General features: G+C 30.1%; 22 protein-coding genes. 5 read left to right on the forward strand and 17 right to left on the reverse strand.

Annotated features, from left to right (window positions below; genetic code table 11):
• The 16 genes from IPM32_00690 to IPM32_00765 all read right to left on the reverse strand — a co-directional run bounded on the left by IPM32_00690 (position 1) and on the right by IPM32_00765 (position 20,800).
• Positions 1-1,464, reverse strand: a complete 1,464-nt coding sequence (locus IPM32_00690; protein ID MBK8943762.1) for a UDP-N-acetylmuramoyl-L-alanyl-D-glutamate--2,6-diaminopimelate ligase — start codon at positions 1,462-1,464, stop codon at positions 1-3.
• Positions 1,465-3,471, reverse strand: a complete 2,007-nt coding sequence (locus IPM32_00695; GenBank protein MBK8943763.1) for a transpeptidase family protein — start codon at positions 3,469-3,471, stop codon at positions 1,465-1,467.
• A complete protein-coding gene (locus IPM32_00700; GenBank protein ID MBK8943764.1) occupies positions 3,464-3,661 on the reverse strand; it encodes a hypothetical protein in 198 nt (65 codons plus the stop codon). The genes IPM32_00695 and IPM32_00700 overlap by 8 nt, the downstream gene beginning before the upstream one ends.
• A 125-nt stretch (positions 3,662-3,786) precedes the next feature.
• Positions 3,787-4,707: a 16S rRNA (cytosine(1402)-N(4))-methyltransferase RsmH gene (rsmH, locus tag IPM32_00705; protein ID MBK8943765.1), complete on the reverse strand. Its 921-nt coding sequence runs from the start codon at positions 4,705-4,707 to the stop codon at positions 3,787-3,789.
• A 3-nt stretch (positions 4,708-4,710) separates the two neighbouring features.
• Positions 4,711-5,151: a division/cell wall cluster transcriptional repressor MraZ gene (gene mraZ / locus IPM32_00710; protein ID MBK8943766.1), complete on the reverse strand. Its 441-nt coding sequence runs from the start codon at positions 5,149-5,151 to the stop codon at positions 4,711-4,713.
• Between the two features lie 500 nt (positions 5,152-5,651).
• Positions 5,652-6,353 (reverse strand): hypothetical protein, encoded by a 702-nt coding sequence (locus tag IPM32_00715; GenBank protein ID MBK8943767.1) that lies wholly within the window; start codon positions 6,351-6,353, stop codon positions 5,652-5,654.
• Positions 6,354-6,703: 350 nt separating this feature from the next.
• The gene (locus IPM32_00720) at positions 6,704-8,635 is read right to left on the reverse strand and encodes a DUF4038 domain-containing protein (GenBank protein ID MBK8943768.1); all 1,932 of its coding nucleotides are present in this window, start codon (positions 8,633-8,635) and stop codon (positions 6,704-6,706) included.
• A gap of 12 nt (positions 8,636-8,647) precedes the next feature.
• The gene (locus IPM32_00725; protein ID MBK8943769.1) at positions 8,648-9,850 is read right to left on the reverse strand and encodes a hypothetical protein; all 1,203 of its coding nucleotides are present in this window, start codon (positions 9,848-9,850) and stop codon (positions 8,648-8,650) included.
• Positions 9,851-10,457: 607 nt separating this feature from the next.
• The gene (locus tag IPM32_00730; protein ID MBK8943770.1) at positions 10,458-12,779 is read right to left on the reverse strand and encodes a DEAD/DEAH box helicase family protein; all 2,322 of its coding nucleotides are present in this window, start codon (positions 12,777-12,779) and stop codon (positions 10,458-10,460) included.
• A gap of 14 nt (positions 12,780-12,793) precedes the next feature.
• Entirely contained in the window at positions 12,794-14,635 is a 1,842-nt protein-coding gene (locus IPM32_00735; protein MBK8943771.1) for an ATP-dependent helicase, read from the reverse strand.
• A 13-nt stretch (positions 14,636-14,648) separates the two neighbouring features.
• A complete protein-coding gene (locus IPM32_00740; protein ID MBK8943772.1) occupies positions 14,649-16,388 on the reverse strand; it encodes an AAA family ATPase in 1,740 nt (579 codons plus the stop codon).
• A 12-nt stretch (positions 16,389-16,400) separates the two neighbouring features.
• The gene (locus tag IPM32_00745) at positions 16,401-17,615 is read right to left on the reverse strand and encodes a restriction endonuclease subunit S (protein ID MBK8943773.1); all 1,215 of its coding nucleotides are present in this window, start codon (positions 17,613-17,615) and stop codon (positions 16,401-16,403) included.
• Complete coding sequence (locus tag IPM32_00750; GenBank protein MBK8943774.1) at positions 17,612-19,066, reverse strand: N-6 DNA methylase; 1,455 nt, start codon at positions 19,064-19,066, stop codon at positions 17,612-17,614. The genes IPM32_00745 and IPM32_00750 overlap by 4 nt, the downstream gene beginning before the upstream one ends.
• A gap of 23 nt (positions 19,067-19,089) precedes the next feature.
• Positions 19,090-19,512: a hypothetical protein gene (locus IPM32_00755; GenBank protein MBK8943775.1), complete on the reverse strand. Its 423-nt coding sequence runs from the start codon at positions 19,510-19,512 to the stop codon at positions 19,090-19,092.
• A gap of 130 nt (positions 19,513-19,642) precedes the next feature.
• A complete protein-coding gene (locus tag IPM32_00760) occupies positions 19,643-20,320 on the reverse strand; it encodes a hypothetical protein (protein MBK8943776.1) in 678 nt (225 codons plus the stop codon).
• A gap of 156 nt (positions 20,321-20,476) precedes the next feature.
• Positions 20,477-20,800: a hypothetical protein gene (locus IPM32_00765; GenBank protein MBK8943777.1), complete on the reverse strand. Its 324-nt coding sequence runs from the start codon at positions 20,798-20,800 to the stop codon at positions 20,477-20,479.
• Positions 20,801-21,200: 400 nt separating this feature from the next.
• Here IPM32_00765 and IPM32_00770 point away from each other — a divergent pair, with 400 nt between their 5' ends.
• From IPM32_00770 to IPM32_00790, 5 genes are all read left to right on the forward strand, one after another.
• The gene (locus tag IPM32_00770; GenBank protein ID MBK8943778.1) at positions 21,201-21,782 is read left to right on the forward strand and encodes a host-nuclease inhibitor Gam family protein; all 582 of its coding nucleotides are present in this window, start codon (positions 21,201-21,203) and stop codon (positions 21,780-21,782) included.
• A complete protein-coding gene (locus IPM32_00775) occupies positions 21,721-22,173 on the forward strand; it encodes a hypothetical protein (GenBank protein ID MBK8943779.1) in 453 nt (150 codons plus the stop codon). The genes IPM32_00770 and IPM32_00775 overlap by 62 nt, the downstream gene beginning before the upstream one ends.
• Complete coding sequence (locus tag IPM32_00780) at positions 22,166-22,342, forward strand: hypothetical protein (protein ID MBK8943780.1); 177 nt, start codon at positions 22,166-22,168, stop codon at positions 22,340-22,342. The genes IPM32_00775 and IPM32_00780 overlap by 8 nt, the downstream gene beginning before the upstream one ends.
• A gap of 14 nt (positions 22,343-22,356) precedes the next feature.
• Positions 22,357-23,112, forward strand: a complete 756-nt coding sequence (locus IPM32_00785; GenBank protein MBK8943781.1) for a DUF932 domain-containing protein — start codon at positions 22,357-22,359, stop codon at positions 23,110-23,112.
• A gap of 153 nt (positions 23,113-23,265) precedes the next feature.
• Positions 23,266-24,450, forward strand: a complete 1,185-nt coding sequence (locus tag IPM32_00790; GenBank protein ID MBK8943782.1) for a hypothetical protein — start codon at positions 23,266-23,268, stop codon at positions 24,448-24,450.
• 171 nt (positions 24,451-24,621) lie between these two features.
• On the opposite strand, the gene IPM32_00795 is transcribed toward IPM32_00790, so the two are convergent.
• Positions 24,622-25,395 carry a competence protein CoiA gene (locus IPM32_00795; GenBank protein ID MBK8943783.1) on the reverse strand — a complete coding sequence of 258 codons (774 nt, stop codon included), beginning with the start codon at positions 25,393-25,395 and terminating at the stop codon, positions 24,622-24,624.
• Positions 25,396-25,429: the final 34 nt, after the last annotated feature.

The following is a 25,429-nucleotide window of genomic DNA, read 5'->3' on the forward strand; positions in this document are numbered from 1 at the left end:
TTATAAATATTTTTCCGCAATTTCTTTATCAGAGAAATAATTTCTTACCCCTTTTATTTCTTGATAATTTTCATGACCTTTTCCAGCAATTAAAATTACAGCATCATCTTCACTTTCTATAATAGCTGATTTTATTGCACTTTCTCTATCTTCTATTACTTTAAAATTTTTTGAATTTAAATTTGAAGTTATGTCTTGAATTATATCATATGGATTTTCACTTCTAGGATTATCTGAAGTTACATACACAAATTTGCTATTATTAACTGCAATTTTCCCCATAATAGGTCTTTTTGTTTTGTCTCTATCTCCACCGCATCCGAATACTGTATAAATTGGTCTATCATTTTTAACAATGTGTTTTATAGCTTCTAATGCTTGATGCAAACTATCCGCAGTATGCGAATAATCTATAATTACTTTTTTCTTATTTGAAGAAATAACTTCAAATCTTCCCGGGACTTGTTTTGTTGAAAAAATTCCCTCAACCGATTTTTCAATTGAAATATTTGAATATACTGCTGCTCCTATTGCTGCAACGGCATTATATGCATTAAACTTTCCAATTAATTTTGTTTCAACATTGTAACTTTTATTTTGATAATTTAAATCGAATTTCGTTCCATTAAGATAATATTCAAGATTGGAAATTTTAAAATCAGAATCTTCATTTAATGAATACGATATTTTTTGAACTGTTGTATCTGACAATAATTTCGAACTATTTTGGTCATCACTGTTATAAATAATTTTTGCATCACTTTTCAATGAAGTAAAAAATTTCTTTTTTGCTGCTAAATAATTTTCAAAAGTTTTGTGATAATCCAAATGATCTGAAGTTATATTTGTAAATACACCAATATTAAAATCAAGATTAGAAATTCTTTCCATTTCAACCGCATGCGAAGAAACTTCCATAACACAATTTGAGCATTTTGCTTTTATCATTTCACTCAATAATTCATTAATTATATGCGATTCCGGAGTTGTTAATTTTGTTGGAATTTCTATATCAGCAATTAGATTTTTATTCGTTCCTATTAATCCGGATTTCAATCCCGAATTATCAAAAATATTCTTCAAGAAATATGATGTTGTAGTTTTCCCTTTTGTTCCGGTTATTCCAACTAAGTTTAACTGAGATGAAGGGTTTCCATAATATGCGCTTGATATTTGTGCAAGAGCAATTCTTGCATTATTAACCAATATTTTTACAATATTGTTACTTGTTAATAATCTATCATTATTCACATTTTCATCGTCAACAACAACAGCCGAAACTCCATTACTAACTGCTTGCTGAATAAATTTGTGTCCGTCGGTTTTCAAACCCTTTAAAGCAAAAAATATTGATCCCTTTACAGCTTCCCGAGAATCAATTGTAATTTTATTTATTTCAACAACTTCCGGATTGCCAATAACTTGTATAACGGAAACATTATTTAAAATTTTACCTAAAAACATTTAGTTCTTATCCACTGATGTAGATGAGCAAATTAATTTGCATTCGGTTTTGGAAGAAATAGAACTTCCCGGTTTAATACTCTGATTTAAAATTCTTCCATTCCCTTCAATTGTATATTTAATATTCATTTCACTTAATATTGATACAGCTTCTCTAATTGTTTTATTTACTAAGTTTGGCATAATATTTTTTCTAATTTTTTGCTTTGGTTCAGCTTTTGAATTTTTATCAGAAACATTCGCAAACGAAGTTTCATTATCTCTTTCATCAATTATGTTCACTTCGGTCATTAAATTTTGAATAAGTTCATTTCTTTCAATTTTGTTTTTGTTTCGCTGAATAGTAAAATCAGTTTCAAGAATTTTTGATGTTACATTTTTAAATATTGGTGCAGCAGCTTGTCCGCCATATCTGCCAACTTGTGGAGCATCAAGCAAAATAAAACAAATTACTTTTGGATCTTCAACCGGAAAGAAACCGATAAACGATGAATTGTATTCCCAACTTGAATATCTACCATTTACTAATTTTTGTGCTGTTCCGGTTTTTCCCCCAACAAAGACATTATCTTGTCTTGCATTTGATCCGGTGCCGTTTTCAACTACACCAAGCATAATGTCCTTCATTCTATCTGAAGTTTCTTTACTAATAACTCTTCTAATTTTATTTGTTTCAAATTCTTCTTCGATTTCACCATTTGGTGTTAAAATTTTCTTTAGCATAAATGGTTGAAGCAGATTTCCGCCGTTTATAATTGCAGAGTAAGCCATAATCATTTGAATTGGTGTAACTGAAATTTCATATCCGTGAGACATGAATGCTTTACTAATTTTTGAATACTGATTAGGTTTTTTAAGACTTCCTCTTGTTTCACCCAATAAATCAATTGAAGTAAAATTACCGAAGCCAAAATCTCTTAGCCCTTTATAGAAATCATCATCATCAATTTTCTCACTTAACTTAACCATACCAATATTGCTGGATTGCTCCAGTACACCTCTAACTGTCAGCGAAGAAAATTCATGAGTATCACTAATTAATGCACCTTTAATTCTAAATTTTCCGTTTTCAGTATTTACTATATTATTTTCTTGTACTAAATCTTCATCAAGTAGTATTGCCATTACTATTGATTTCATTGTAGAACCGGGTTCATAAGTATCAGTTAATGCACGATTTCTTCTCGAAAAATCATCATAAGTATTATATTCATTTGGGTCATAATCCGGAACATTTGCCATTGCCAAAATTTCACCGGTTTGCGGATTTGCAATTATACCGATTCCGGATTTTGCTTTATAGAGTGTAACTCCGTTGGTTAATTCAGTTACTAAAATTTTCTGATAAACTTTATCAATTGTAAGCTGGAAAGAATAACCCGGTGTTGGCGAAACTGATTCATCATAATTTATTGATACTGTTTTTCCAATTGCATCATTTTCAATATGAAGTTCGCCGTCAATTCCTCTTAATTGTTCATTGTACATTTTCTCCAAGCCAGCTAAGCCTTCGGATTGCTTATCAACATAACCTAAAATATGAGAAGTAATATTTTTATATGGATAAACTCTTGTATAATCTTCAACTTTAAAAAATCCGTCAACAACAAAATTGTTTAGCAATAGTGATTTATCTTTTGGAATTTTTTTCTCAAGACAAATATTACCCTTGCTGTTATTTATCATTCGAATATATTTATTTGCATCTGTTTTAAAAATAACTGCAAGTTCCTTAGCAACTTTAATTTTGCTTTTTGGTCTTTTCTTAAGCATTCTTGTATCTGCAAATAAGGAAACATCATCTTTTGTGTATGCTAAAATTTCCTTATTTCTATCATAGATAATTCCGCGTTCTGCTTTTACAACATGAATTCTATTCTGCTGTTTATCGGCTTTAGCTTTATAAGTTGTGTGTTCACCAATCTGAACGCTAAACAATTTTATAACTAATCCAACAAAAGCAATTAGTACAAAAATCAATATGAGTAAGGCTCTATTGTTATTCATACTTTTTACTAACAAATTTTTTAATATTTTCAATTTGGTTTTTGCTTATGGAAATTTTGCTAAGATTATCAATTCTTATTAAAGCAAATTTATCTTTTGCTTTTTGTACAACTTCATCTTCCGAGGTTAGTCTTTGCAATTCAACTCTTTTTATTTCTAACTTATTTTCCTTTTCTCTTAATTCTTCCAATTTAAAATTCTTGAATGCATTTAAATTTTTTATTTCCTTTATTGTAAACATGTATATGAAAAGAAGCGGTGCTATTGTAAACACAACAACAAAAACATTCTTAAAAAATCTGTTTCCACCTTTAGTTATATTTTTTGAGCTGCTCTTAATTTTGCACTCCGCGATCTTGGATTATTTTTAATTTCAATTTCACTTGCAACAATTGGTTTTCTTGTTATTATTTGGAGTCGGCTTTTTTTATCACAAATGCAAACCGGAACTTCGGGCGGACAAATACAGCTTAACGATTCATATTTAAAAAAATCCTTTACAATTCTATCTTCTAAAGAATGATAGGATAGAATTACAATTCTTCCGCCATCTTTTAATAGTTCAACAGATTTTTCTAAATATAATTTAAGTTCTTCAAGTTCATTATTTACATAAATTCTTAATGCCTGAAAAACTCTAGATAGAGTTTTATTCAAATTTTTAACCGGAACGATTTTCTGAATAATTTCTTTTAACTGAATAGTTGTTTTAATAAACTTTTTTTTCCTTTCAGCCAAAATTTCTCGAGCAATTTTTCTTGAATTTTTCTCTTCACCATATTTGTAAATAACATCCGCAATTTCATTTTGATCTGCAGAATTAATAAACTTATAAGCCGGCTCACCAATTGATTTGTTCATTCGCAAATCAAGATCAGCTTCTTCTCTGTATGTAAATCCGGAATCTGCGTTATCAAATTGAAAAGATGAAACTCCTAAATCAGCAAAAATTCCATCGTAACCATTTATTCCCTCAAGGAGAGAAATATTTTTTATTTCTGTAAAACTTGAGTTATAAATTGTAATTCGCTTATCATCTGAAAATAAATTTTCACAATAATTTATTGCTGCAGCATCTTTATCTGTTGCAATTATTTTTGAATTGCTATCAAGTTGTTTTAAAAAATTTGAAGAATGTCCGCCAAAACCGAGAGTGCCGTCAAAGTATGTGCCCGAATTATTTTTGATAAGAAGTTCTGTTGTTTCACTCAACATAACCGGCACATGGTAAGCCATACGTCAAGCACCCATAACTTTTTTGGCTATTTCTTCAAAGGATAGCTCGCTGGTTTTTAAGTATTCTTCGTAGATTTTTGGATTCCAAATCTCAATTCTTTTAATTGCACCAAGAATAAGAACATCTTTATCAATTTGAGCATATTCTATTAAATTTTTAGGAATTAACAATCTGGCTTGAGTATCAAGTTTATCTTCTGCCGCTTGCTGTAAAAACATTCTTAAGAAAAGTGCTTCATTTGGTTCAAAACTATTTAAATTTTTAAGTTTTTCATGAACCAATTCTTCCCACAAATTCATTGGATAAATATCAATACATTTTGCCGTTCCCCTTGTCATTACAAAGGAATCATTTGCTTTAGGATCCATAAATTTCCTCAATTTAGCAGGAATGCTAATTCTTCCTTTTGTGTCAATTGAGTAATTAAAACTTCCTAAAAACATTTATTTATCCTATCATTTGGGAATATTAAACACTTTTACCCACTACAAGAAAAATAATGCTTTATTAGTTCAAAAGTCAAGTTTTTTTTACCACTTATCTAATAATTTAAGAAATAATTATTATAATGAAATTTGACGAATTGTATCCAAAATTTATCTTTAGTTTTATGTTTTGGATAATTAGTCTTAAATAAGCAGCTATTGATTTCTATAGAAAAAGTATGAAACTCTTGTAGGATAAAGTCTGATATTTGATTTGAGCAATTTAAAATATCATTGCACTAAAATTTTCTCTAAAATTTCAATATTTGAAAAAAAAAATAATTTTAAATGGAATGAGTTACAATGAAAAAGTAGATTTTTTTTGGATTTAATAATTTTGCTTTAAAATAAATCAAAATCTATGAAAACTTTTAATTTGTTTTAACAAATTACTCAATGTAAGTAAGTTTTAAATACTTACATTGACATTCAAAATTCTTATCAAATTAAATAATCGTCTATTCTAAATTTGTAATATTTAGATTGATAATTACCCCAATATGAAATGATAGAAAATCAGTTTTTGATTTTTGTGTTTCAAAAATTGGATTTCCGCTTTGATCAATTCCTATTAAACTTTCTTCTGTAAGATATTCAGCTTCTGTTCCAAATAAATATCTTGATTTGAAATCCAAAAATATTGCATCAACATTTTCTAATTCTCCAGCAATTTTAAATTGCAATCCAACACCCCCGCCGTAATTCCATGTGAAATCATCAAAATTTGTTGAACTTGCAATATCTTCTTCTTCATAATCTGCTTTAACAGAAGATTGTGTAAAAATATATGAACCTCCAAATAAGCCTTCTGCATAAGGGCGAATTGTTCCAAAGAATGGACTTACCTGCATTAAAACATGAAAATTTGCAAGACTGTTTGTTCTGCTTAAATTTAAATAAACACCGGGAAATCCAATCCAGGGTTTGCGTTCATCAACTTGACCGTATACTAAGTAACCTAAATCTAACCCAATTGTATAAGGCATTTCTTCGGAAGGAGCCCAAAAAGTTCCTTGTATTTGTCCGCCAAATCCCATTCTATCAACATTTGATCTGAATTCACCTTGCGGATAACCGAACATAAAACTTAACCCAAATTGCTGAGAATAGTTTGTTGAATAAAATGCAATTAAAAAAAGGATTGTTAATAATTTTTTCAAGTTTCCCCCTTAAATTTATTTCTTCAATAGACGTTTTGAAATTTAAATAGATTCGTACAATGTTTAAAAAATCAATACTGGTTTAAAATAATTCACTTAAATTCAATTTTCAATTTTATAAATAACTTTTTATAAAACTCAGATGACCCTAATTCGGAGTTAGTAAATTTTTGGAAATTTCGATTAACTTACGATTCTAAGAATGAAAATAATTCGTTTAGTTAACTAGATTTACTTATTTTAATTGCACTGTTACTATCGGCTGGTGTGCTTATCAAAATTCCAAATATTTTTCCGCAAATTATATTGAGTCTATCTTTTTAGTGATTCGAATATACTTTCACAATTTTTCAGAAGTTTTTGATAATTATTTTCGCTGCCCAATCTCTTGATGATATTTTTTCATTTCCGGGAAAATTTGGAAGTGATATTTTTCCATTTTCATCTGATTCTAAAATAATTTTATTCAACCATTCGCCAGTAATTGTATTAAACCAGAAAAAATAATATTCTTTTTTAGGAAGAAAATTAATTAAAATTGGAAGAGCTGATTTATTTTCAAAATATAGTATTGCAAAATCTTTTGCTGAATTTCTCATCAAATAAATCCATCCGTCTAAACCATCTTTCGGACTTCCTTCAGTTTTGTTCGGAATTATATCTTCTCTTGCAAGTAATAAATCTTGATATTTTTCACCTTCCGATAAAATAAATTCATGTAAATATTTCATATAGTTTGCTGATTTATATTTAAATGCTTCCCAAATATGCGGACGTGCGCCATCCGGTTCTCCAGTAGTTGTAATATCATAAGCCGCAGTACCATGAACGTGTCCGCTTAATCCACCCGATATAACAGAACCATACATTTGTGCTCGTGCAAAATAATTATCTCTTTCGGAATCAGCTTCAGGACGTTCGCTATTCGGTTTATTAATTTCGTGATTCCATCCCGTATAATATGGCTCAAAATTGATGGCTGGATAAGCCGGTTTAAGATTAAAAATTATTTCTAATGAATCTGCTACTCTATGATCTCTTGGTTTATTACCAACACTGTGCATTGTTAGCCATTTACAATCTTTATCATGCCCGAAAACTGAATGAGTTGAACTGCTTATTAATGATGTAACGGGTTGATCAAAAGGCGGTGTTCCATATTTTTCAAAATGATAAGTTAATGCTTCATTAAATTCATCAGCGGTTAGACTAAAATCTTTTGGAATCCAATCAAGATGAATTCCGCTAAATACAATATTATAAGCACCATAACGGGAAATTAGATATTGAAAAAATCGTGCAAATGTTTCATTAAAGTCGAAATATGCTTTCCATGATGGACCAACATCTCTTCTAACAGTTTCAAGCAATGATACAAATCCATTTTTAGATAAATATTCCATTTTCTTATCTAAACTTTTAAAATATTCAGGATTTATTTTTGTGAAATCTGAAACACCTAAATATTTTTCAGATAATTCAAAAGGAAGATTCCCAAATTCATCCCGCATATTTTTTGATGTAAAAGTTCCCCAATAACTTAAACCGCCGGAAGCATCAATTCCCTTTGCATCACTTACGTCATAACCAAATTTTTCCCAAGCATTTCTTAAAAATATTTTGTTTGAATCTGCATAAGTACTAGGATGAATATCCGAATCCCAATTTGGAAAACATGAAATCATACTTACTGAATTAAATCCTTGAGCTTTTCTATACATTACTGCATCTTCAAAACCCATTCCGGGTCCGGGATTATAATTCTTAAATGTTTCAGCATTTCTAAAAGGAAGTCTCCAAGTACTTCCGGCTAACCATGTATCGCCAACCATAAAGTAAGGAGTTCCATCAGCATATTCTAGAGCGTGTCCATTTTTAGTTGCTCTTAAAAATCCTCTTCGATTTGGATTTAATTGTTTTTCTTCTTCACTCCATTCTATTGCAATAAATGAACCAGATTTATTATTTAATCCATTGTCTTCAATTTGATTAGAATAACTTTTCCAATTCCAATTTCCAGATTCAGTTGCAACAAAACGAATTACAAAATTGTTACCGCCATTCCAAAATCCATAAATTTTTTTAGAAAAATTTGGACCATTTAATTCAATCCAGCAAGTAACATCAGTATAAAAATCATATTTCTTTTCAGATTGCAAAGTAATTTCTTTCATTTCCCATACGTGAATTGTATCAGAATTATTTGCGAGAATTAAATTTGAGACGAAATAAAACCCAAATAAATAAAAAACATAAAAAATTTTTGCTGTGGAAGTTTTCATTGGTTCACCATTTTATTTATTCATTGTATTGAAATGAAGTTTTGCCGTAAAGTTTTCGTTATTATTTTCTAAAGAATAAAAAGATGCATTAACTGCACCAAGCGGGCGAATCAATAATCCTTTTGTAGTTCCATCAATTAAGCGCTGCATAACTGGTTGTGAAATTGTAATATAATTTTTACCACCGTTTTCTTCAACCATTTCAAAATCGTAAATCATTTGACTATTAAAAACTTTGGAATATTTTTTATTTTTTGTTAATGAATTATAAGTAACGCTACTCTGATTCCATTCACTATCACCATTATGAATTTCTATCACTCTCACTTTTCCAAATTCAATTCCGAAATCTTCACCGAAAATTTGTTTATAATTTCCGCCAAAATTTACTGAATGCGTAGTAAGTTCAAGTAAAGCAGATTCCGTAATTTTTTTATCTTTAAATTCAGAAAAATCCCACTTTAAAATTCCCCATTGATTTGCATTTATACTAAGTAAATATTCCGTTTTACCATTAGCCATAGTTTTATAATCATTAAAATTCACATCCGGAAAATCCAAATTAACTAAACAATCATTTGTTACAGATAAGTGATTTGAGAAATTAATTATTTCCGGTTTAGGTGGATGATAAGGAACAAGATTTCCTTTATCAGGTTCTACTTCATTAATATTTACAATATCTGCGCGGTAATAATCAATATCAATAATATATTTTTCCAATCCAAAATCAGTTGCACAAAGCTGAACATAAACTGTATCTCCCGGTTTTGCATCAAACTTTTTTGTTGTCATACTTATTACATGCCAGTTTGTTGTATCGGGAATATCAAACTCCATTAAATCAATATGATAATCTGTTGTACGATTTGTATTAATCATAAAATTTAATCTTCGCGGAGCAATATGCAAACGAACTTTTGCTTCAACGCGCAATTGAAAATTTGGGTTTTCAAATTTTTTTAGATCAAGCCATTTTGTTACATCTCGTTTTATTAATGTCCAGTATACATTATATTTATCTTCAGAACCGTCTACAATCATTGTTGCAAATTCTTTATTTGGAATAAAACTTAATTTAGGATTTCCATCTCCAACCAAAGTAAACCATCCATCAATATTAGGTGAATTAAATTCATCCAAGAATTGCGCATTATTTTTTGTAATGCTCAGGAAAAAAATAAAAATTAAAAGCTTACTTACTTTAACGTTCATCGTCATTCTCATTTTTTGTTGATGCGAGTTTTTACATATATTTTGAAATTACAGAATTCACAGAACTTAAAAAATATTTACCTTTGTTAAAGTATTAAACTTATGTTTTTGTATCAAATACTATTGGAGACCAAAGCAAAATTTATTCAAAAAAAATTTCCAGGAAGAACACTTTTTATAAAGAGGATAAAGTGTAAAAGATTGAATACCTTTTTGATTACTTTTATTTGATATTTCTATTGGAGTTTAACTTTCTGGGGAAAATTAGGAATTGTAAAAAGTGTGTTTTCAGCTCATTCTCAACAGTTACCGAGCCAACTGGGGGAATCGAACCCCCGACCTACTCATTACGAATTCCGTACAAACTATTCGAATTTACCTTGTTGCAATCTATTGACTACATTTTAAATAACAATCTTGAAAGAACTATTTTTTGTAAGCTAAAATTATTTTGTTAGTCAAATATAAAAATTTATATCATTAATTTTTTATAAAGGTATAAATGCTTTTAAATTTTATGAATAGATTTCTAATATTTAATACATCCAAGCTTTTCAGTAGCATCACTTATTGCAAAATATATTAACTCCATTATTTTTTCACAATTTTATGCAGCAACATGTTCATACAAATGCTTCTGGAATAAAATAAACGTATCTCTTATTTTTTCAACTCCACCTAATACGGCTGCTGCATCTTGTAATGATTGATATTTTAATTGTAATAAACTTGGTAATTTTTCTTGATCAAGTTCATCAACACCAGTTTCAATATATTTACTAAGAACAAAGTCAATAAATTCTTTCTGATGATTATCTAATTCATTAAAAATATAATTTCTACTTTTCCGAACTCGTTCTTCCCTACTAATTGGTTGAACAGCAAACGCCACAAATTCTAGCACATCAAATAAATCACTTTTTTCTGCATGAATAAGATTTTGTAATGTAAGTAACTGCTCCCTACCATAACCAGCATCTTCTAACTTCTCTAACAAAACTTTACGAGTATTAGGATCACTCCAAATTTTCCTTAATTCTTCTTCATCCTTAAAAAACTTAGGCAGTGAACCAAATAAACTTTTAAGGAATTCTTCAGAAGAAATAGGTGTCCCATCTGCACTCCAAAAAGATGTTGAAATCATGTGTTGTATTTCTCTTTCCTTGCCATCCGCTAGTTTAATTTTAATCTTCTTGGGTCTATTTTTATCTTCTCTTTCAATATTTTCTTTTACTTTTTCCAGATATTCATTTTGTGGTTCTCGCACTGCTTTTGGTTCCGGTTCAATTGGTTCGCCATCCCATTCCGGATCAGCAAAATGATGATAGGCATCTACAAAATCATAAATTGTAAAATATTCTTTACCGTCAAATAATCTTGTTCCTCTACCTATAATTTGCTTAAACTCGATCATTGAATTTATTGGACGCAATAAAACAATATTTCTAATGTTGCGTGCATCTACACCAGTAGATAATTTTTGAGAAGTTGTTAAAATAGTTGGGATTGTTTTTTCATTATCTTGAAATTCTCTTAAAAATTGTTCTCCTTTATCTCCATCATTTGCAGTAACACGTACACAATAATTGGTATTATCTGATTCTTTGTGTTGATTTATTAAGTCCCTTATAATTGCAGCATGCGGTTGATTGGCACAAAATACAATAGCTTTTTCTTTTTGATTAACATCATCTAAATAAATCTTAACTCGTTTTTTCTCTCTTGCTTTTATTTCAATTGTTTTATTGAAATCTGTTTCTTTATAAATTTTCCCTTCTTCAACCTCACCTTCAAGTACATCATCATCTCTGGTATAAATATAATCGTCTAGGGTTGTTTTTATTCGCTTAACCTTAAATGGAGTTAAAAAACCATCGTTTATGCCTTCCTTTAATGAGTATATAAAAACCGGTTCGCCAAAATAAAGATATGTATCAACGTTATCCGTTCTCTTTGGAGTTGCGGTTAAACCTAATTGCACTGCCGGTGAAAAGTATTCTAAAATATCTCTCCAGCTACTCTCATCATTTGCTCCGCCTCTATGGCATTCATCAACAATAATAAAATCAAAATAATCTTTTGGATAATCTCCAAAGTAAGGAGTTGGTTTTCCATCCTTATCTTTTCCACTCATAAACGTTTGGAAGATAGTAAAGAAAATACTTCCGTTAGTTGGTACTTTACCTTTCTTTTTAATTTCATCCGGTTTAATTCTAACTAGAGCATCTTCGGGGAATGCTGAAAAAGCATTAAAGGCTTGATCTGCAAGAATGTTTCTATCGGCAAGAAAAAAAATTCTTGGTCGCATCTTTCCATCACGTTTTAAGTTCCATCTTGTATGGAATAGCTTCCAAGCTATTTGAAACGCTATCGCTGTTTTACCGGTTCCGGTAGCTAATGTTAAAAGAATCCGTTGTTTATTATTTGCAATTGCTTCTGTTGCTTTGTTAACCGCTAATTCTTGATAATATCTTAATTGCCAAGTTCCGCTTCTATCTTCAAAAGGAATTAAAGATAATTTTTCCCGCCAATCATTTTGTTCAGAAAAGGTTTTATTCCACATTTCTTCCGGTGTAAGGAAATTATTAACTAATCCCTCTTTACCAGATTTCATGCAGATATGATAAATTTCATTTCCATTTGTTGAATAGGTATTATCTAGTTTTAATTTTTCGGCATATTCTTTTGCTTGTGCAACACCTTCTCCAACTTCAAGCTCATCACATTTTGCTTCAACAACTGCAAGCTTAATACCTTTGTAAACTAACACATAATCTGCAATAAGTTTTTTTGATCTAATTCCACCAACTTGAATTTTACCGGCAGTGATATTGAATTCACGAAGTATTTTTGACTCCGGCACAACCCCCCAACCACACTCTTTTAATTTGGGATCTATTAGTTCCGCTCTTGTTTCAGATTCATTCATTAAACAACCTTTATTTAATTGAATGATTCTTTCAAAAATCTCGATTTAGTTCTGCACTTAGTTTCTCCCCAAGGCAACATTCGTTGTTCCGGATATGTAACATATAAAAACCTTCTAGCTCTAGTAAAGGCGACATACATGTTATTTTTTTCTTGAATCATTTCTACACCACCATTTTTGATTGCTCTATAGTCAGGGAAAGTACCATCATCCATACCTAAAAGGAAAATTATGTCATATTCTTGTCCCTTCATTGTATGTACTGTGCTAAGAGTAATTCCATTGGGTTCGGCTAATGGATGAGTTTGCCCAAGCGCCATAGCATTTTTAAATTGGTTCAGTTTTTTTTTGTCTGTTTTTCTTGCATATTGGAGCCAATGCATTTCAACTAAACCTATTTCATTCAAAATTAAATTTTTATCATCATCTTCAATTAAATCGTTGTTTTCAATATAAGTTGAAAACTTATTTAATAATAGGTTCAAATTACTACCGTCATTTTTAAGTTCTAACACAATCTCTAAAACTTTTTTATATTGATCTAAACTTAATCTTTCCACTAGGTCATCAATATTTTTGCTTTCTGGAATATTGGCTAAGTTTTTCAATCTCCCAAAATGCAAGCTATCTGCCGGATTTAGTTTGACAGTTAGAGCCAAGTCAAAAAGATTCATAACTGTCGATTCAAATTTTATCGACCCTGGAGTAATTTTATAATAGTAAGGAATGGAAGCTTCCTTTAATTTTGCTTCGAGATTAGCAAAGACATACTTATTACGAGCAAGGATAGCTATTTTTTCATAAGTTATCGGCCCCTCAATATCATCATGTATTTCAAGAGTAATCAATTCATTTATTTTTTTGATGATCCAACTTGCTTCAGCATCTTCGTCTATCGCTGGTATAATTTCAACAATACCTGGTATTACTGCATTAATAATATCCGTCGAATTGGGGATTATTTTTTCAGCAGCTTCTATGACTTTTTTTGATGAGCGATAATTTTCCCTCAACTCAATAATCTTTGGGTTAAAATCTTCAATGAAATTTTTATTCATATAATTAGATGAAGAACCATTAAAAGCATAAATTGATTGATTCGGGTCACCGACCATCATTATATTATTGTATTTTCCGTTTGTTATGGATTTAAGAAGTTGATATTGAGCATTATTTAGGTCTTGAGCTTCATCAATGCATATATATTCATAAGTTTTTCGATATAGAGCAGCAACTGGGGGGTTACTGATAAATAATTGATACGTTAGCATAATTAAATCATCAAAATCAATTGCATTTTGAGAAATGAGTATTTCCTGATATGAATGATATAATAAAACGGTATTCTCATTTTCAGTTTTACTTAATAATTCTGATTCTGATAATAATTCTCTCTTTACTTTTGAAATAAACTCCAAAGTTTTATATCGAAATTCTCGCTGTTTTTTTTCATCAAAGGTTTTATAATTTGCATAATATGAAGGCGTGGATTCGATAGCTTGTTCAATAAGCTGTAGTCTATCCGATTCTTTTTCAAAAATTTGAGGCATTGTTGTCAGGCCTATTAGATTACCACGCATTTCCAAAATTTGCTGACAGAAACCGTGAAAAGTACCAATAAAAACACGTGATTTTATCTCTTCAGAATCGCCCAGGCGTTCCTTCATTTCATCACCAGCTTTGTTTGTAAATGTAATTGCTAGAATTTTCTTCTTAGTAATATTTAGTAATCGCTTTATCCTTTCAGTAAGTATTCGTGTTTTACCACTTCCAGCACTTGCTTTAACCAAAAGGGCACCATCACCAAATGAAACTGCATCTTCTTGCTTACTTGATAGTTTTATAATGTCTTGCATAACGAACCTTTTTTTATAACACTTTTTTAATTAAATCAAATAAATCAATAATCTTTGGCGGCAATTTCTTGCCACTCTCGATAATAGCGTATGCAATTACAGGGCCGTACATGGTTTTGTTATTAGTAATAATTTCATATATTTTATCATCACTATAATCATTTATTTCCTTTGATTTGGCTATTTTATGGTGTTCATTTTGAAAAACAATTGAGTTAATAATTGCCTGTTTTATTTCATTCGAAAAACCATCTATTATCAATTGCTTTTCAAAATTATTACCGTCATTTAGAAATACTATACAATCTGATTCCGCATTGGAAGAGTTCAAATCTCTCAACTGTTTTTGAACACTTTCTTTGACATTCTGACCCTCTTTAGTTTCAGCATCACTAAAAATACACCAAGGAATGTTCAAGGATTCTGCGACTCTCATAAAAGGTAAATAACTTCCATGTCCACCAACTCCAATAAAATCAATTCCGAGTTCCACAGAGGTTTTATCAAAATATTTTTGAGCATAGATGGGCAATGCCTGTTCTTCAGTTTCACCCTCAAATAGAACTATAATTTTTGAGAAAAACAGTTCGCCTCTAGTATTAATAACTTGCCGTTTTATTTTTCGAATATCTTCTTTTGAAAAATCAGTAGTATTTATCTTCCCACAAATAACTTTATTTCCTTTTTTGTAGAAACTTCTGATTTGTTTCAAATCTGCTGAGCCCGCAACATAGGGTGAATGGGTTGATACTATTTTTTGACCATAAACATCTGAAATCTGACCAAACAATTTTTTCTGAGCATTGGGATGCAAATGCGCCTCAGGCTCTTCAATAGTTGTGATTGGGCAAAAAGGTTTTTCTTTCTTTTTTGAGTTTTTATAAAAAAAAGATATAAAAGATTTAAGAGTTAGGAAAGATGACCAACTTCGAGTTCCCATTCCATGGTAATCCATAGAGAATTCAGAATACTGAATTGAGACTCCTCGATTTAAGTCCCGTACTTTTTTAGGGAATGGAGTTATGTCAACACCGTTGTTTTCATTATCCATTGCAGTATCTAAATCCTTTAGATTTGCTGCAATATTCGATAGAATATCGCTGCTAGTTACCGCATGTTCATTTAGTTCCTTTATTTGTTTTTCAATAGATTCAATATCCTCTGGGGCGTATTCTATTATCGAAAGCATTTTACCCAGATATGAATTTCTCAATTTTAAATCCTCAATTATATCTCGTTTAGCATCCAAATAAAAGAAAGGTGTTTCATCAAAATGATAAGGTTTTTCACTCCCATTTTCTGCGTGATACCAACATTCTCCTTCTCCATTTTCAAAAGCACCCCAATCTTTTAAAATATATTGTTTTGCTTTTGGTGCATTTGTTAAAGGATCAATTTTAACTATGGTTCGAAGTGGAATAAATTGTTCTCCTAAAGTATTAATAACTATTCTATCATCGGTGAAAACTTCGAGCCAGATATCTGTGAAATCATTTATTCTTTCACCTATTTTATTTATGGGAATTATTCTAATATCAACAATAATTTCATTAACTTTTTGATTCTCTGACAAATAAAAATCATCGGGGGATATAAATTGACGATTTCCAAGGACAATTTGTAGAGCTTTAAGAAACGAAGTCTTACCAGTGTTATTCATTCCGGTCAACACAGTTAATGGTTCGAGAGTTACCTCAATATTTTCCAGCCCTCTAAGGCCATATATTCTAACGCTATCAATTAAAATGCTCATCATTAGCCTTATCTATAATCCACTACTAAATGCTTTATGCAAAAGACTTTTTTTTAACTCTTCTAAATATTCAATTTTCTTTTCGTAAATTCTTTCTAATTTCTTGGATTTCAAAGAAAGCGTATTTAATTCTTGAACAATCGCATCTTGTTCAGTCAATGATTGTGGATAGGATATTTTATATTGTTTTAACTTTTCAATTGTTAAAGCATTATATGCAGCACCAATTGCAAGAGTTTTAATTTTCTCAATGAAAGCAGTTAATACAAATTTCAGATAATTCGGATTTAAGCTATTAAATTCCTTAAACCAGACAATATTGCCATCTTTGAAATAGAATTCCTCTTCGTTCTCAACAACCATTATTTCACCTATTGTTCCCACTGCTGACATTAAAATATCGTTAACTTTGGGAACTCCAAACTTTCTTTTAATTTCATTATATTTTTCCTTTGAGATAAACAATTCTAATGAAATTTCTTTACCGTTTGCAAGTTCTTTTATTTCTTTTGTTCGATAGAATGGAATACCTTCTTCGATATATTCATTTTTATAAATTCTTTTACTAGATGTTATTACACCTAATTCATGCAAATAATTTTCTTTCCAATCTCCATTCGTATGTTCAAACACACTTAGCAAATAACTCTCAAAAAGTTCTTTAGAATTTTTTAAGTTCTTTTCTGCATGAGCTTTGGTTTTTTCAATTGCTTCAAAAGCTTTACCCAAAATAGCTACAATGCGCTTTTGTTCTGAGATAGATGGGACAATAATTTTTTGATTTTCAATAAAATCAACCGGTATTCTTTTATGACCAACAGCACCAGTCATTAACTTTTTCCCGTCTCTCCTTATATCATCTAGGGATAAATAATAGTATACATATTCTGATAAAATTTCTTCGTTTGGTCGAATAACAATATATTCGCTAGAGCCGAAACCAATACCATTTTTGAGGTTTTTTGCAATACCGAGTTTGCCATTTTCAAAACAAGGAGTAATTTTAGCTAATAAAACATCATTATTTTCAAAATAGGTGTAACCACTATATACATCTTTTAATTTTTTAGCTTGTGTTGGTGTAATGAAATAATCGAATTCCTCTAAATCAGCCATTGGCAAAAAAGTTACTAAATCATCATCAGATATTTTTTCTTTTGCTATTTTTTTTGGAGGTTTAATCTCACAAACTTCTCCAATAGATTTTATTTCCCAACCTTGCTTCATAAAAGATCCAAGATTGAGTTCAAAATTTGTTCACTTTCCTTATCCAGTCCTTTTATTTCTTTCATTATTTCTTTAGGTGTACGTAAAGCAGCTTCTTCTTTTTTGTTAGGATTTTTTACAGAAAGGTCAAATGTGTTTTGGTCAACATCCTTTACATTTATTTTCCAAGAATTATCACTATCAGCAAACGTTTTTTGCAGTTTAACAAATTCAGCTAAATCATTTTCATTTAGCGGATTTGTCTTCCCAAGATTTCTATCTAAGTTAAGTTGGTAGTACCATACATTTTTTGTTGAGCTTCCTTTTTCAAAAAACAATACGACTGTTTTCACTCCGGCACCTTGAAACGTTCCGCCTGGCAAATCTAAAACCGTATGCAGATTACAACTTTCTAGCAATAACTTTCTCAAGCTAATTGAAGCATTATCTGTATTGCTTAAAAAAGTGTTTTTAATTACAACACCGGCTTTACCACCGGCTTTTAATATTTTTATAAAATGCTGTAAAAATAAGAATGCCGTTTCACCGGTCTTTATTGGGAAGTTCTGTTGTACTTCTTTTCTTTCCTTTCCGCCAAATGGAGGATTTGCTAAAACAACATCATACCTATCTTTCTCTTGTATATCAGTAATATTTTCTGCAAGTGTATTTGTATGAATAATATTAGGAGCTTCAATACCATGAAGAATCATATTCATGATTCCTATAATATAAGCTAAAGACTTTTTCTCTTTTCCGTAAAATGTTTTCTTCTGAAGAGTTATAATATCTTTTGTGGAAAGTTTATTGCTTGTTGTAAGATAATCATAAGCTTCAACCAAAAATCCCGCCGAACCTACTGCACCATCATAAATTGTATTTCCAATTTCCGGAGCAACAACTTTTACAATAGTTTTAATCAACGGTCTTGGAGTATAATATTCACCGCCATTACGTCCGGCGTTGCCCATATTTTTTATCTTATCTTCATAAAGATGACTCATCTCATGCTTTTCAGCGTGAGTTCTAAATCTAAGCTGATCAATTAGGTTAATCACTTCTCGTAAATTATAACCGCTCTGTATTCTGTTTTTTAATTCACTAAATATTTCACCAATTTTATATTCTATTGTATCTGCACTGACTGCTTCAATTTTGAATTTCTTTAGATACGGAAAAAGTTTAATGTTCACAAAGTCAGTTAAGTCATCACCAGTAAGTGCGTTATGAAAATCTAATTTTCCTTCTTTATTTTTTGGAGCTGCCCATTTGTTCCATCGATATTCTGGAGAGATGATTGATGCGTAAGCTTTTCCGGTTAGTTGTGCTGCTGTTTCTTTATCTTTTTCAAGATCATCTAAATACTTAAGAAATAGGATCCAAGAAGTTTGTTCAATATAATCTAACTCACTACTGCATCCGGCATCTTTAAAAAGTATATCATCAATATTTTTGAAAGTTTGTTCAAACATTTATTTTACCTTTTGCTGCAATATTAAAAATTTGTTGTTTTATTAAATTTAGGAAAAATATTTCCGTTATCATCCATAAACAAAGGTGTTATAGCTCTCAATGGCATTTGACTAATACTAAATGATGTTTGAGCTGGTAATTCATTATTTAAGGCTTTATACACATCTTCAAAAAGTGCTTCGAATCCAATTGCAATTTTTACATCATTGATGTTAATTACTTGATACTTTTTTACTCCGTCATCTTCATGAATTGTTGTACTATATCGTTCTGGTATTGGAAATGATTTTGCAATTAAATAATCTGTTTTAGCAAATGTGTTAAGGAATTCAAGTTTTTCTTTATCGGAGCCGTAACCAATATAAGCTCTTCCTCGTAAGGAGTAGATAAATCCGAGTTCATCGTATACATACCAAAGATTAAGAATTATTTCGGGGTCATCCATTATTAAATTCCTTAATGTATTTGAAATTAGAAATTCTTAATAACGTAAGATTATTGAATAGAAATATAAGATAAATGTATAATATTTAGAAGTTAAAATAGTTTTAATTATAAACTAATCTTTTTTATTATCAATAAATTTTATACTTCAATGCAATATTTTCTCTTAAGGTATCAAATTCTACCAAGTAAGTATAAAATACATCTTGAAAGGATTTTGTTGGGCTAGACTTAATATCTTTATAACCAAGTAAACGTTCTATAAAATTAACTTTATATTGTGTCGGATCGTAATTATACTTCCAATTGTCAAACTTATTGACCAAGTCGGAAGTCATGTTTATAAGATTTATTAGTTCACTATCAAGAATATCATCTATCAATATTCTTTCTGTAAGTTCAACTAAATAGGTAGTATTTTTATATATACTTAAAGTTGTTATTTCTCGTATTACTTGATACAAATCAAAGGCATAATCACTTTTATTCACAACTTTGCTGAATAATTTTGAATGTCTGCTTACAATTAAATATAAAGAATTTTCTGTTTCATCAAAATGTTTTAAGAACCATACAAGTAATTCAGATATATCTTTTATAGGACTAAAGGATTTCTTAACAATATTCTTCCCGTGTGCAGCAGCATTCCCTTTATTTCTAATTTCTTCCATAGTTAAGTATGTATTTTTTTTGATCAATTTATTTTCATATAAATACTTGATCAATAAAAATGGAGTCGGATAGCCTTGGGCATTTTTGGGTTTTTCAATTTTATTTATTTCAAAAAATTCATTGATTAAGAGTTCCATAATTTTTCTTGATAAGAAATCTGCTGTAAGGGTATCAATCTTAGCAGTTTCAAATGTAATTGAAGTTAAATGGTTGATCTTTCTTATTAGTTTTTTAGATAGCATAAAAGAATCACAAAGTTATAAAAAAGATGCCGGATAAATCCGGCACCAATGTTATTTTATCGTATTACTATCGTTAAGAGAATTATTTTTCTCAACAGCTTCATTGATTTTCGATGCATATTGTTTACACATAAAAATCGCTTTTTTCAGATCTTGATTAGCAATTTTAAGTTGCATTTCTTTTAATTGAAGTGTAACTCTACTTGTACTATCATTTTTAGTTTTCAAAAGTTCAATCTCATTTGCAAGAGAATCAACTTTATTACTAAACTTAAGCTGATGCTTAAGAAATCTGTTAAAAAAAGATGAAGCACTAGTTATACGCTTTCTTGAAGTTCTTCGTGGTTCTAATTGAACCACTTTAGATTTTCTCATTTTACATCCTTTGTTTAGTGAGTAATTTGATCTCAAATCACAAAGTTTCAAATGATTAGTATCTTCAAACTTCTCAAAGTAACGACATTAAAATAAAAAATATTCTAAAAAAATAAAATTTATTTTTTAACTATCCATAACTTCTTTTATATAAACAAGTTATCCTATCCAAAATGACCAACTTAATTTTAGCTAACTTTTACTAATGTTAGCTAATATTTTCTTAGCAATCACTCGTCATATAATTTTATAAAAATTGGTATAAGAATACTGTAAATCATATAATAAAATATTTTATAAAGGAGGATCAATTTGAAAAAAATAATATTTGAAATCGGCAAAGTAATAGCCGAAGCAGTCCTAACATTTCTGAAGAATAAAAAACTATAGGAGTTTATTTATGAGTGATAATAAAAACTTCATTGATGAACTTCTTGAAGAAGTAGAAGCAAAGGAAACTTCTCTGCATCTTGCCCATGTTGATCTTATACTTGCAGAGATCGGTAGCATTGAAGAACAGATCAGCAAGAATTTTGAAGAAACTGAAAAGGAAAAACAAATACTTGATGACTGGACTCTTCGTAAGAACTCTAAACTACAAGAACGCATTGATTGGATGTTGAGAAAACTTGAATCATTTATGAATGATCAAGGAGAAAACATTAAAACAATTGACTTGCCAAATGGAAAGTTACTTCGCCGCAGACAACCCACCAGAATAGAAATTACCAGCATAGATGAATTTATGCAGAATGAAAATCTTAATCAGTTGGGAACGCTACATCCGGAAATTCTTAAACCAAACATCAACATGATTAAGGCTTTTATCAACTCTTATCGGAAGATTCCAAAAGGGGTAAGAGTAATTGATGGAACGGAAAAGTTTACTATTAAATTAAAAAACAAAAAGGAGGATGAAGATGGAGAGACCGAAGTTAGAACTCGACATAAATCAGCCATCGAAAATACGTTTACTGTTTGATGAAGCAATTGTTGGAGAATCACAGTACGGAAAATATTATCTCTATGCAGTCAGTAACGGTAACAACAAGGAATATTCTTTCTTTGCACCGGATATCGTACATGAGAAATTAAAGGATTACAAGAAAGGAACAGAAGCAATAATTACAAAGATTGCAGCTCAAAGAGGTAAGAAACTTGTTACTTCTTATGATGTACAAATTATCGAAGTGCAAAACTCAATACCAGCCACAAACCAACCCCAAAATAACCCATATCTTGAAAACATGCTGGCAAGTTTTGCCGATGCTTTAGTTGTTCAAGAGAAGTTTAACGGAATGGCAAATGTTAATCAGATAGCCATTACAATGTTTATTCAGAGAACTAAAGGCAATGGATTTGCTCATGAGTAGAAGAAAAAGAAAAAACATTATGGATAAAACATTTTACAAATGTGTTGAATCTCTGGAGTGGTTAGCTGATAAGTTAGGTATTACTTATGAAGAATTAAATGTAATCATTTTTGTAATTGGATATCCAATAGTTACAATTGGACTAATTACAGCATATCTTAAAAAGTGAGGTTAAAAAATATTATGACAACAGAAGTAGATAAAAAACTGTGGAAGTTCTTGTTTCCGGTTGTTGAGACAAAAGTACAAGTAAAGGACACAAGCGGATTATTCTTCCCTACCAACAAGTACAAAGCAATTATCAGAGAAGATAATAATGAACTTATTTCTATTCAGAAGAACACATATCAGTTGGTAACAAATGCAGAAGTAATAAAACCGGTTCTTGAACAATTAAATGATCTGACAACTGACTGGTACATTGATCCAAGCCATTCGTTTGTAGAAAACAACAGAATGAGATTGCAGATTACCTTTCCGGAAATAACCTTACATGACGGAGAAAGTGAAATAGCTCTCAGCTTATTCGTACACAACAGTTATGATTCAAGTGAAGGAGTAAGGATGTTCTGGGGAGGAATCAGATCAATTTGCAGTAATGGAAGTGTATTCGGTGAAGTACTTGCTAAGTTCTATGCAAAACACACATCGGGAATAATTGTGAACAATCTGAAACAACAGATTGAAGACACTTATGAACAAATCCCGCTAATCAAGGAAAGAATCAGCATCTTACAGAATCTAAAACCAACATCGGATTATAAGGAACAGATACAAAAAACATTTGGTAAAGGAATTGCCGAGTATGTTGAAGAACAGCCCAAAGTAAAGAATCAGTGGTTACTTTACAATCAGCTAACGCATTACATCAGTCATTTTGTTCAGCAGAGAATGAGAGCAAGTTACCAAATGAAAGTCAGTAAGATGTTTCAGTTATAAAAGAGAGCCTTGCTCTCTTTAGATTAGAAATTTAATTTATATGTAAATTAATATTTCAAATTTGTAGATAATGTTATAATTTGTAATCAAATAAAATTGTTGTATTTGGCGTCGGGTTATTTGCTACGCCGTTATATTTTGATGGAGATAAGTATGGATTGGTCAAAAATTTCGAAAACTGAAACAGAAGCTCTAAATGTTCCATCAGATTGGTTGTTCGTTCATTATTATGAAGCTCTTAATATTCTGTTCAGATTTGAAAACTCATTAAGAGTTTTTGTTTATATTATATTAAAGAATGAGTTTAAAGAGAATTGGGACAATATAAAGTTTACAATAAATGATAGTGAAACTTCTATCATTGCAATCTCAAAGAAAAGAATTAATCAAGCAAAAGTTTTTGGTTATCTTGGTTATGAAGTAATAAGCCCTCTTTTACACCTTACAAGTGGTGAGTTAATTGAAATCATAGTATCTGATTCTTATTGGAAATTATTTAAAAAATATTTTTTGGGTAGTAAAGAAGTTATGAAAAATAAACTATTAGAAATTGGAGTGATTAGAAATTCTTTAGCTCACTTTAGACCAATAAAAGAAGACGATGTTGAAGTAATTAAACAAAATGTAAAGCAAACAATGTTAGGAGTTGAAGAATGTCTAACTCAGTTGCTTGATTCTTTTAATTTTGTCCCAACAAATAATGATGAAGTATGGTATAAGCAACTTACCACCATTGGAAGTGATTTTGCAAAGTTTGATTATAGACAAAGTTCCAATGAGGAATGGATCAGAGTATTTATCAAATTTAATTCAACAATTACCAAAAAAGAACATTACAGTGATAAATACATTTCTTGTAGACTTACAAATTTAAAATGTTCAAACTTATTAATAAATTATCCAAAGTTAACAAAGCATATAACATTTTTAACTGAAAGTGCATATTCCACGGTCGACAAATCTAAAGATATTGAATACAGAAAGTATATATCAATTATTTTTAGCAAGGATTGTCTAATTAATAATTTTGAAGAAATTGGTGATGAGTTTAAAAATATCCTTATTAAAATTGCATCTGAAACAGAATTAATAAAAAAAGATCATTTAGCAAGAGGTACACTTGTTGAAAACGTTTCTTCATCTGTTCGATTAGTTGGTGATGACAAATTTCAAAGATGGGAATCGGATAAAACCAATCTTTTTGAAGATTATTCTCCAATACATCCAATTGAATATTGGGGCAAAGATGATTATCCACGTACTAATTTTATTACAAGTACTAATAGATATCCTTGGATGCCGTCAAATATTGCTGAATGTAATGATCTACCATTTTAAACAAAATATAACCAGCAAATGCCAATGACCACTAAAAAAAAAGTGCGAAAATAAGCTAAAAAAGGGATTTTCAATTATTATAAGAAAATGATTTATTTTAGTATGGTCATTTGATTTTTGAATAAAGACAAGGTCTTTATGGCAAACACAATCTGACCGCTCTACTTACAACTACTTCCACCATTTTTGTTTGGTGTCAGTAAGAATTAGACATTCTGGAACTTCAATTTTACTTTTCTTGAAACCATTATTAATTGTTTTTTTAAAGTCTGAGGTTAATTCAAGTTCATCTCCAACGTTTGGCGTTCTATAACGTTTTGACCTATATTCATAACCACCTTCGACTCTATGTTCACCACCCTTTTCATACCATTCCTTTTGAGGTCTGTCAAGCATAAAATCATCAAAATGAATTGGAATAATTTTGGTTTTTTCTTTCCAATAATAAACTTTTCCATAATTGAGTGTATGTAACCATTTTTCCCAACTTTTTGGCGTATAAGGACTGGACAATATATTTTTATTATAAATTGCTAACCATAAGACATGAATTTTTTTGGAAAAATATATTTTTGTTTTTTCCACTAATTGATTTGCTGTTAAATTTGATACTTGCAGCTCTATAGCAATTTTATAACCATTATCTTCAAGGTAAATGTTGGGTCTTACCGTTCCTAAACTGTGTTCAAGTTCACATACTGTAAAGCTTGTATTTTTCTTTAATTCTTCATATAAAGTTAATTTAGCGTTACGATGTTCTTCGGTTTCTCCTTTTCCATATTCGCAATTCACGGGTGGCTTGTGTGCAAAATGATGAGCAACGATTTTCCCTTTTTTTAATGTTACATCCTTTTTACACTCAGGGCAAATAAATGGTTTATCATTTTTGTTTGCTGATGTAGCAACAACTTTTTGAGAATTGCTTTTTATTTCTGCCGTTAGCATAAAACTCCTATAAATAGTGAGAATATTTAAAATT

The organism is Ignavibacteriota bacterium, from assembly GCA_016716225.1.
In the GTDB taxonomy this organism is placed as follows: domain Bacteria; phylum Bacteroidota; class Ignavibacteria; order Ignavibacteriales; family Melioribacteraceae.

Coding starts and splice junctions, on each gene's coding strand:
- IPM32_00690 (MBK8943762.1), bottom strand. CDS start 1,464: ATGTTTTTAGGTAAAATTTTAAATAATGTTTCCGTTATACAAGTTATT.
- IPM32_00695 (MBK8943763.1), bottom strand. CDS start 3,471: ATGAATAACAATAGAGCCTTACTCATATTGATTTTTGTACTAATTGCT.
- rsmH (MBK8943765.1), bottom strand. CDS start 4,707: ATGGCTTACCATGTGCCGGTTATGTTGAGTGAAACAACAGAACTTCTT.
- mraZ (MBK8943766.1), bottom strand. CDS start 5,151: ATGTTTTTAGGAAGTTTTAATTACTCAATTGACACAAAAGGAAGAATT.
- IPM32_00720 (MBK8943768.1), bottom strand. CDS start 8,635: ATGAAAACTTCCACAGCAAAAATTTTTTATGTTTTTTATTTATTTGGG.
- IPM32_00725 (MBK8943769.1), bottom strand. CDS start 9,850: ATGAACGTTAAAGTAAGTAAGCTTTTAATTTTTATTTTTTTCCTGAGC.
- IPM32_00730 (MBK8943770.1), bottom strand. CDS start 12,779: ATGAATGAATCTGAAACAAGAGCGGAACTAATAGATCCCAAATTAAAA.
- IPM32_00735 (MBK8943771.1), bottom strand. CDS start 14,635: ATGCAAGACATTATAAAACTATCAAGTAAGCAAGAAGATGCAGTTTCA.
- IPM32_00740 (MBK8943772.1), bottom strand. CDS start 16,388: ATGAGCATTTTAATTGATAGCGTTAGAATATATGGCCTTAGAGGGCTG.
- IPM32_00745 (MBK8943773.1), bottom strand. CDS start 17,615: ATGAAGCAAGGTTGGGAAATAAAATCTATTGGAGAAGTTTGTGAGATT.
- IPM32_00750 (MBK8943774.1), bottom strand. CDS start 19,066: ATGTTTGAACAAACTTTCAAAAATATTGATGATATACTTTTTAAAGAT.
- IPM32_00755 (MBK8943775.1), bottom strand. CDS start 19,512: ATGGATGACCCCGAAATAATTCTTAATCTTTGGTATGTATACGATGAA.
- IPM32_00760 (MBK8943776.1), bottom strand. CDS start 20,320: ATGGAACTCTTAATCAATGAATTTTTTGAAATAAATAAAATTGAAAAA.
- IPM32_00765 (MBK8943777.1), bottom strand. CDS start 20,800: ATGAGAAAATCTAAAGTGGTTCAATTAGAACCACGAAGAACTTCAAGA.
- IPM32_00770 (MBK8943778.1), top strand. CDS start 21,201: ATGAGTGATAATAAAAACTTCATTGATGAACTTCTTGAAGAAGTAGAA.
- IPM32_00775 (MBK8943779.1), top strand. CDS start 21,721: ATGGAGAGACCGAAGTTAGAACTCGACATAAATCAGCCATCGAAAATA.
- IPM32_00780 (MBK8943780.1), top strand. CDS start 22,166: ATGAGTAGAAGAAAAAGAAAAAACATTATGGATAAAACATTTTACAAA.
- IPM32_00785 (MBK8943781.1), top strand. CDS start 22,357: ATGACAACAGAAGTAGATAAAAAACTGTGGAAGTTCTTGTTTCCGGTT.
- IPM32_00790 (MBK8943782.1), top strand. CDS start 23,266: ATGGATTGGTCAAAAATTTCGAAAACTGAAACAGAAGCTCTAAATGTT.
- IPM32_00795 (MBK8943783.1), bottom strand. CDS start 25,395: ATGCTAACGGCAGAAATAAAAAGCAATTCTCAAAAAGTTGTTGCTACA.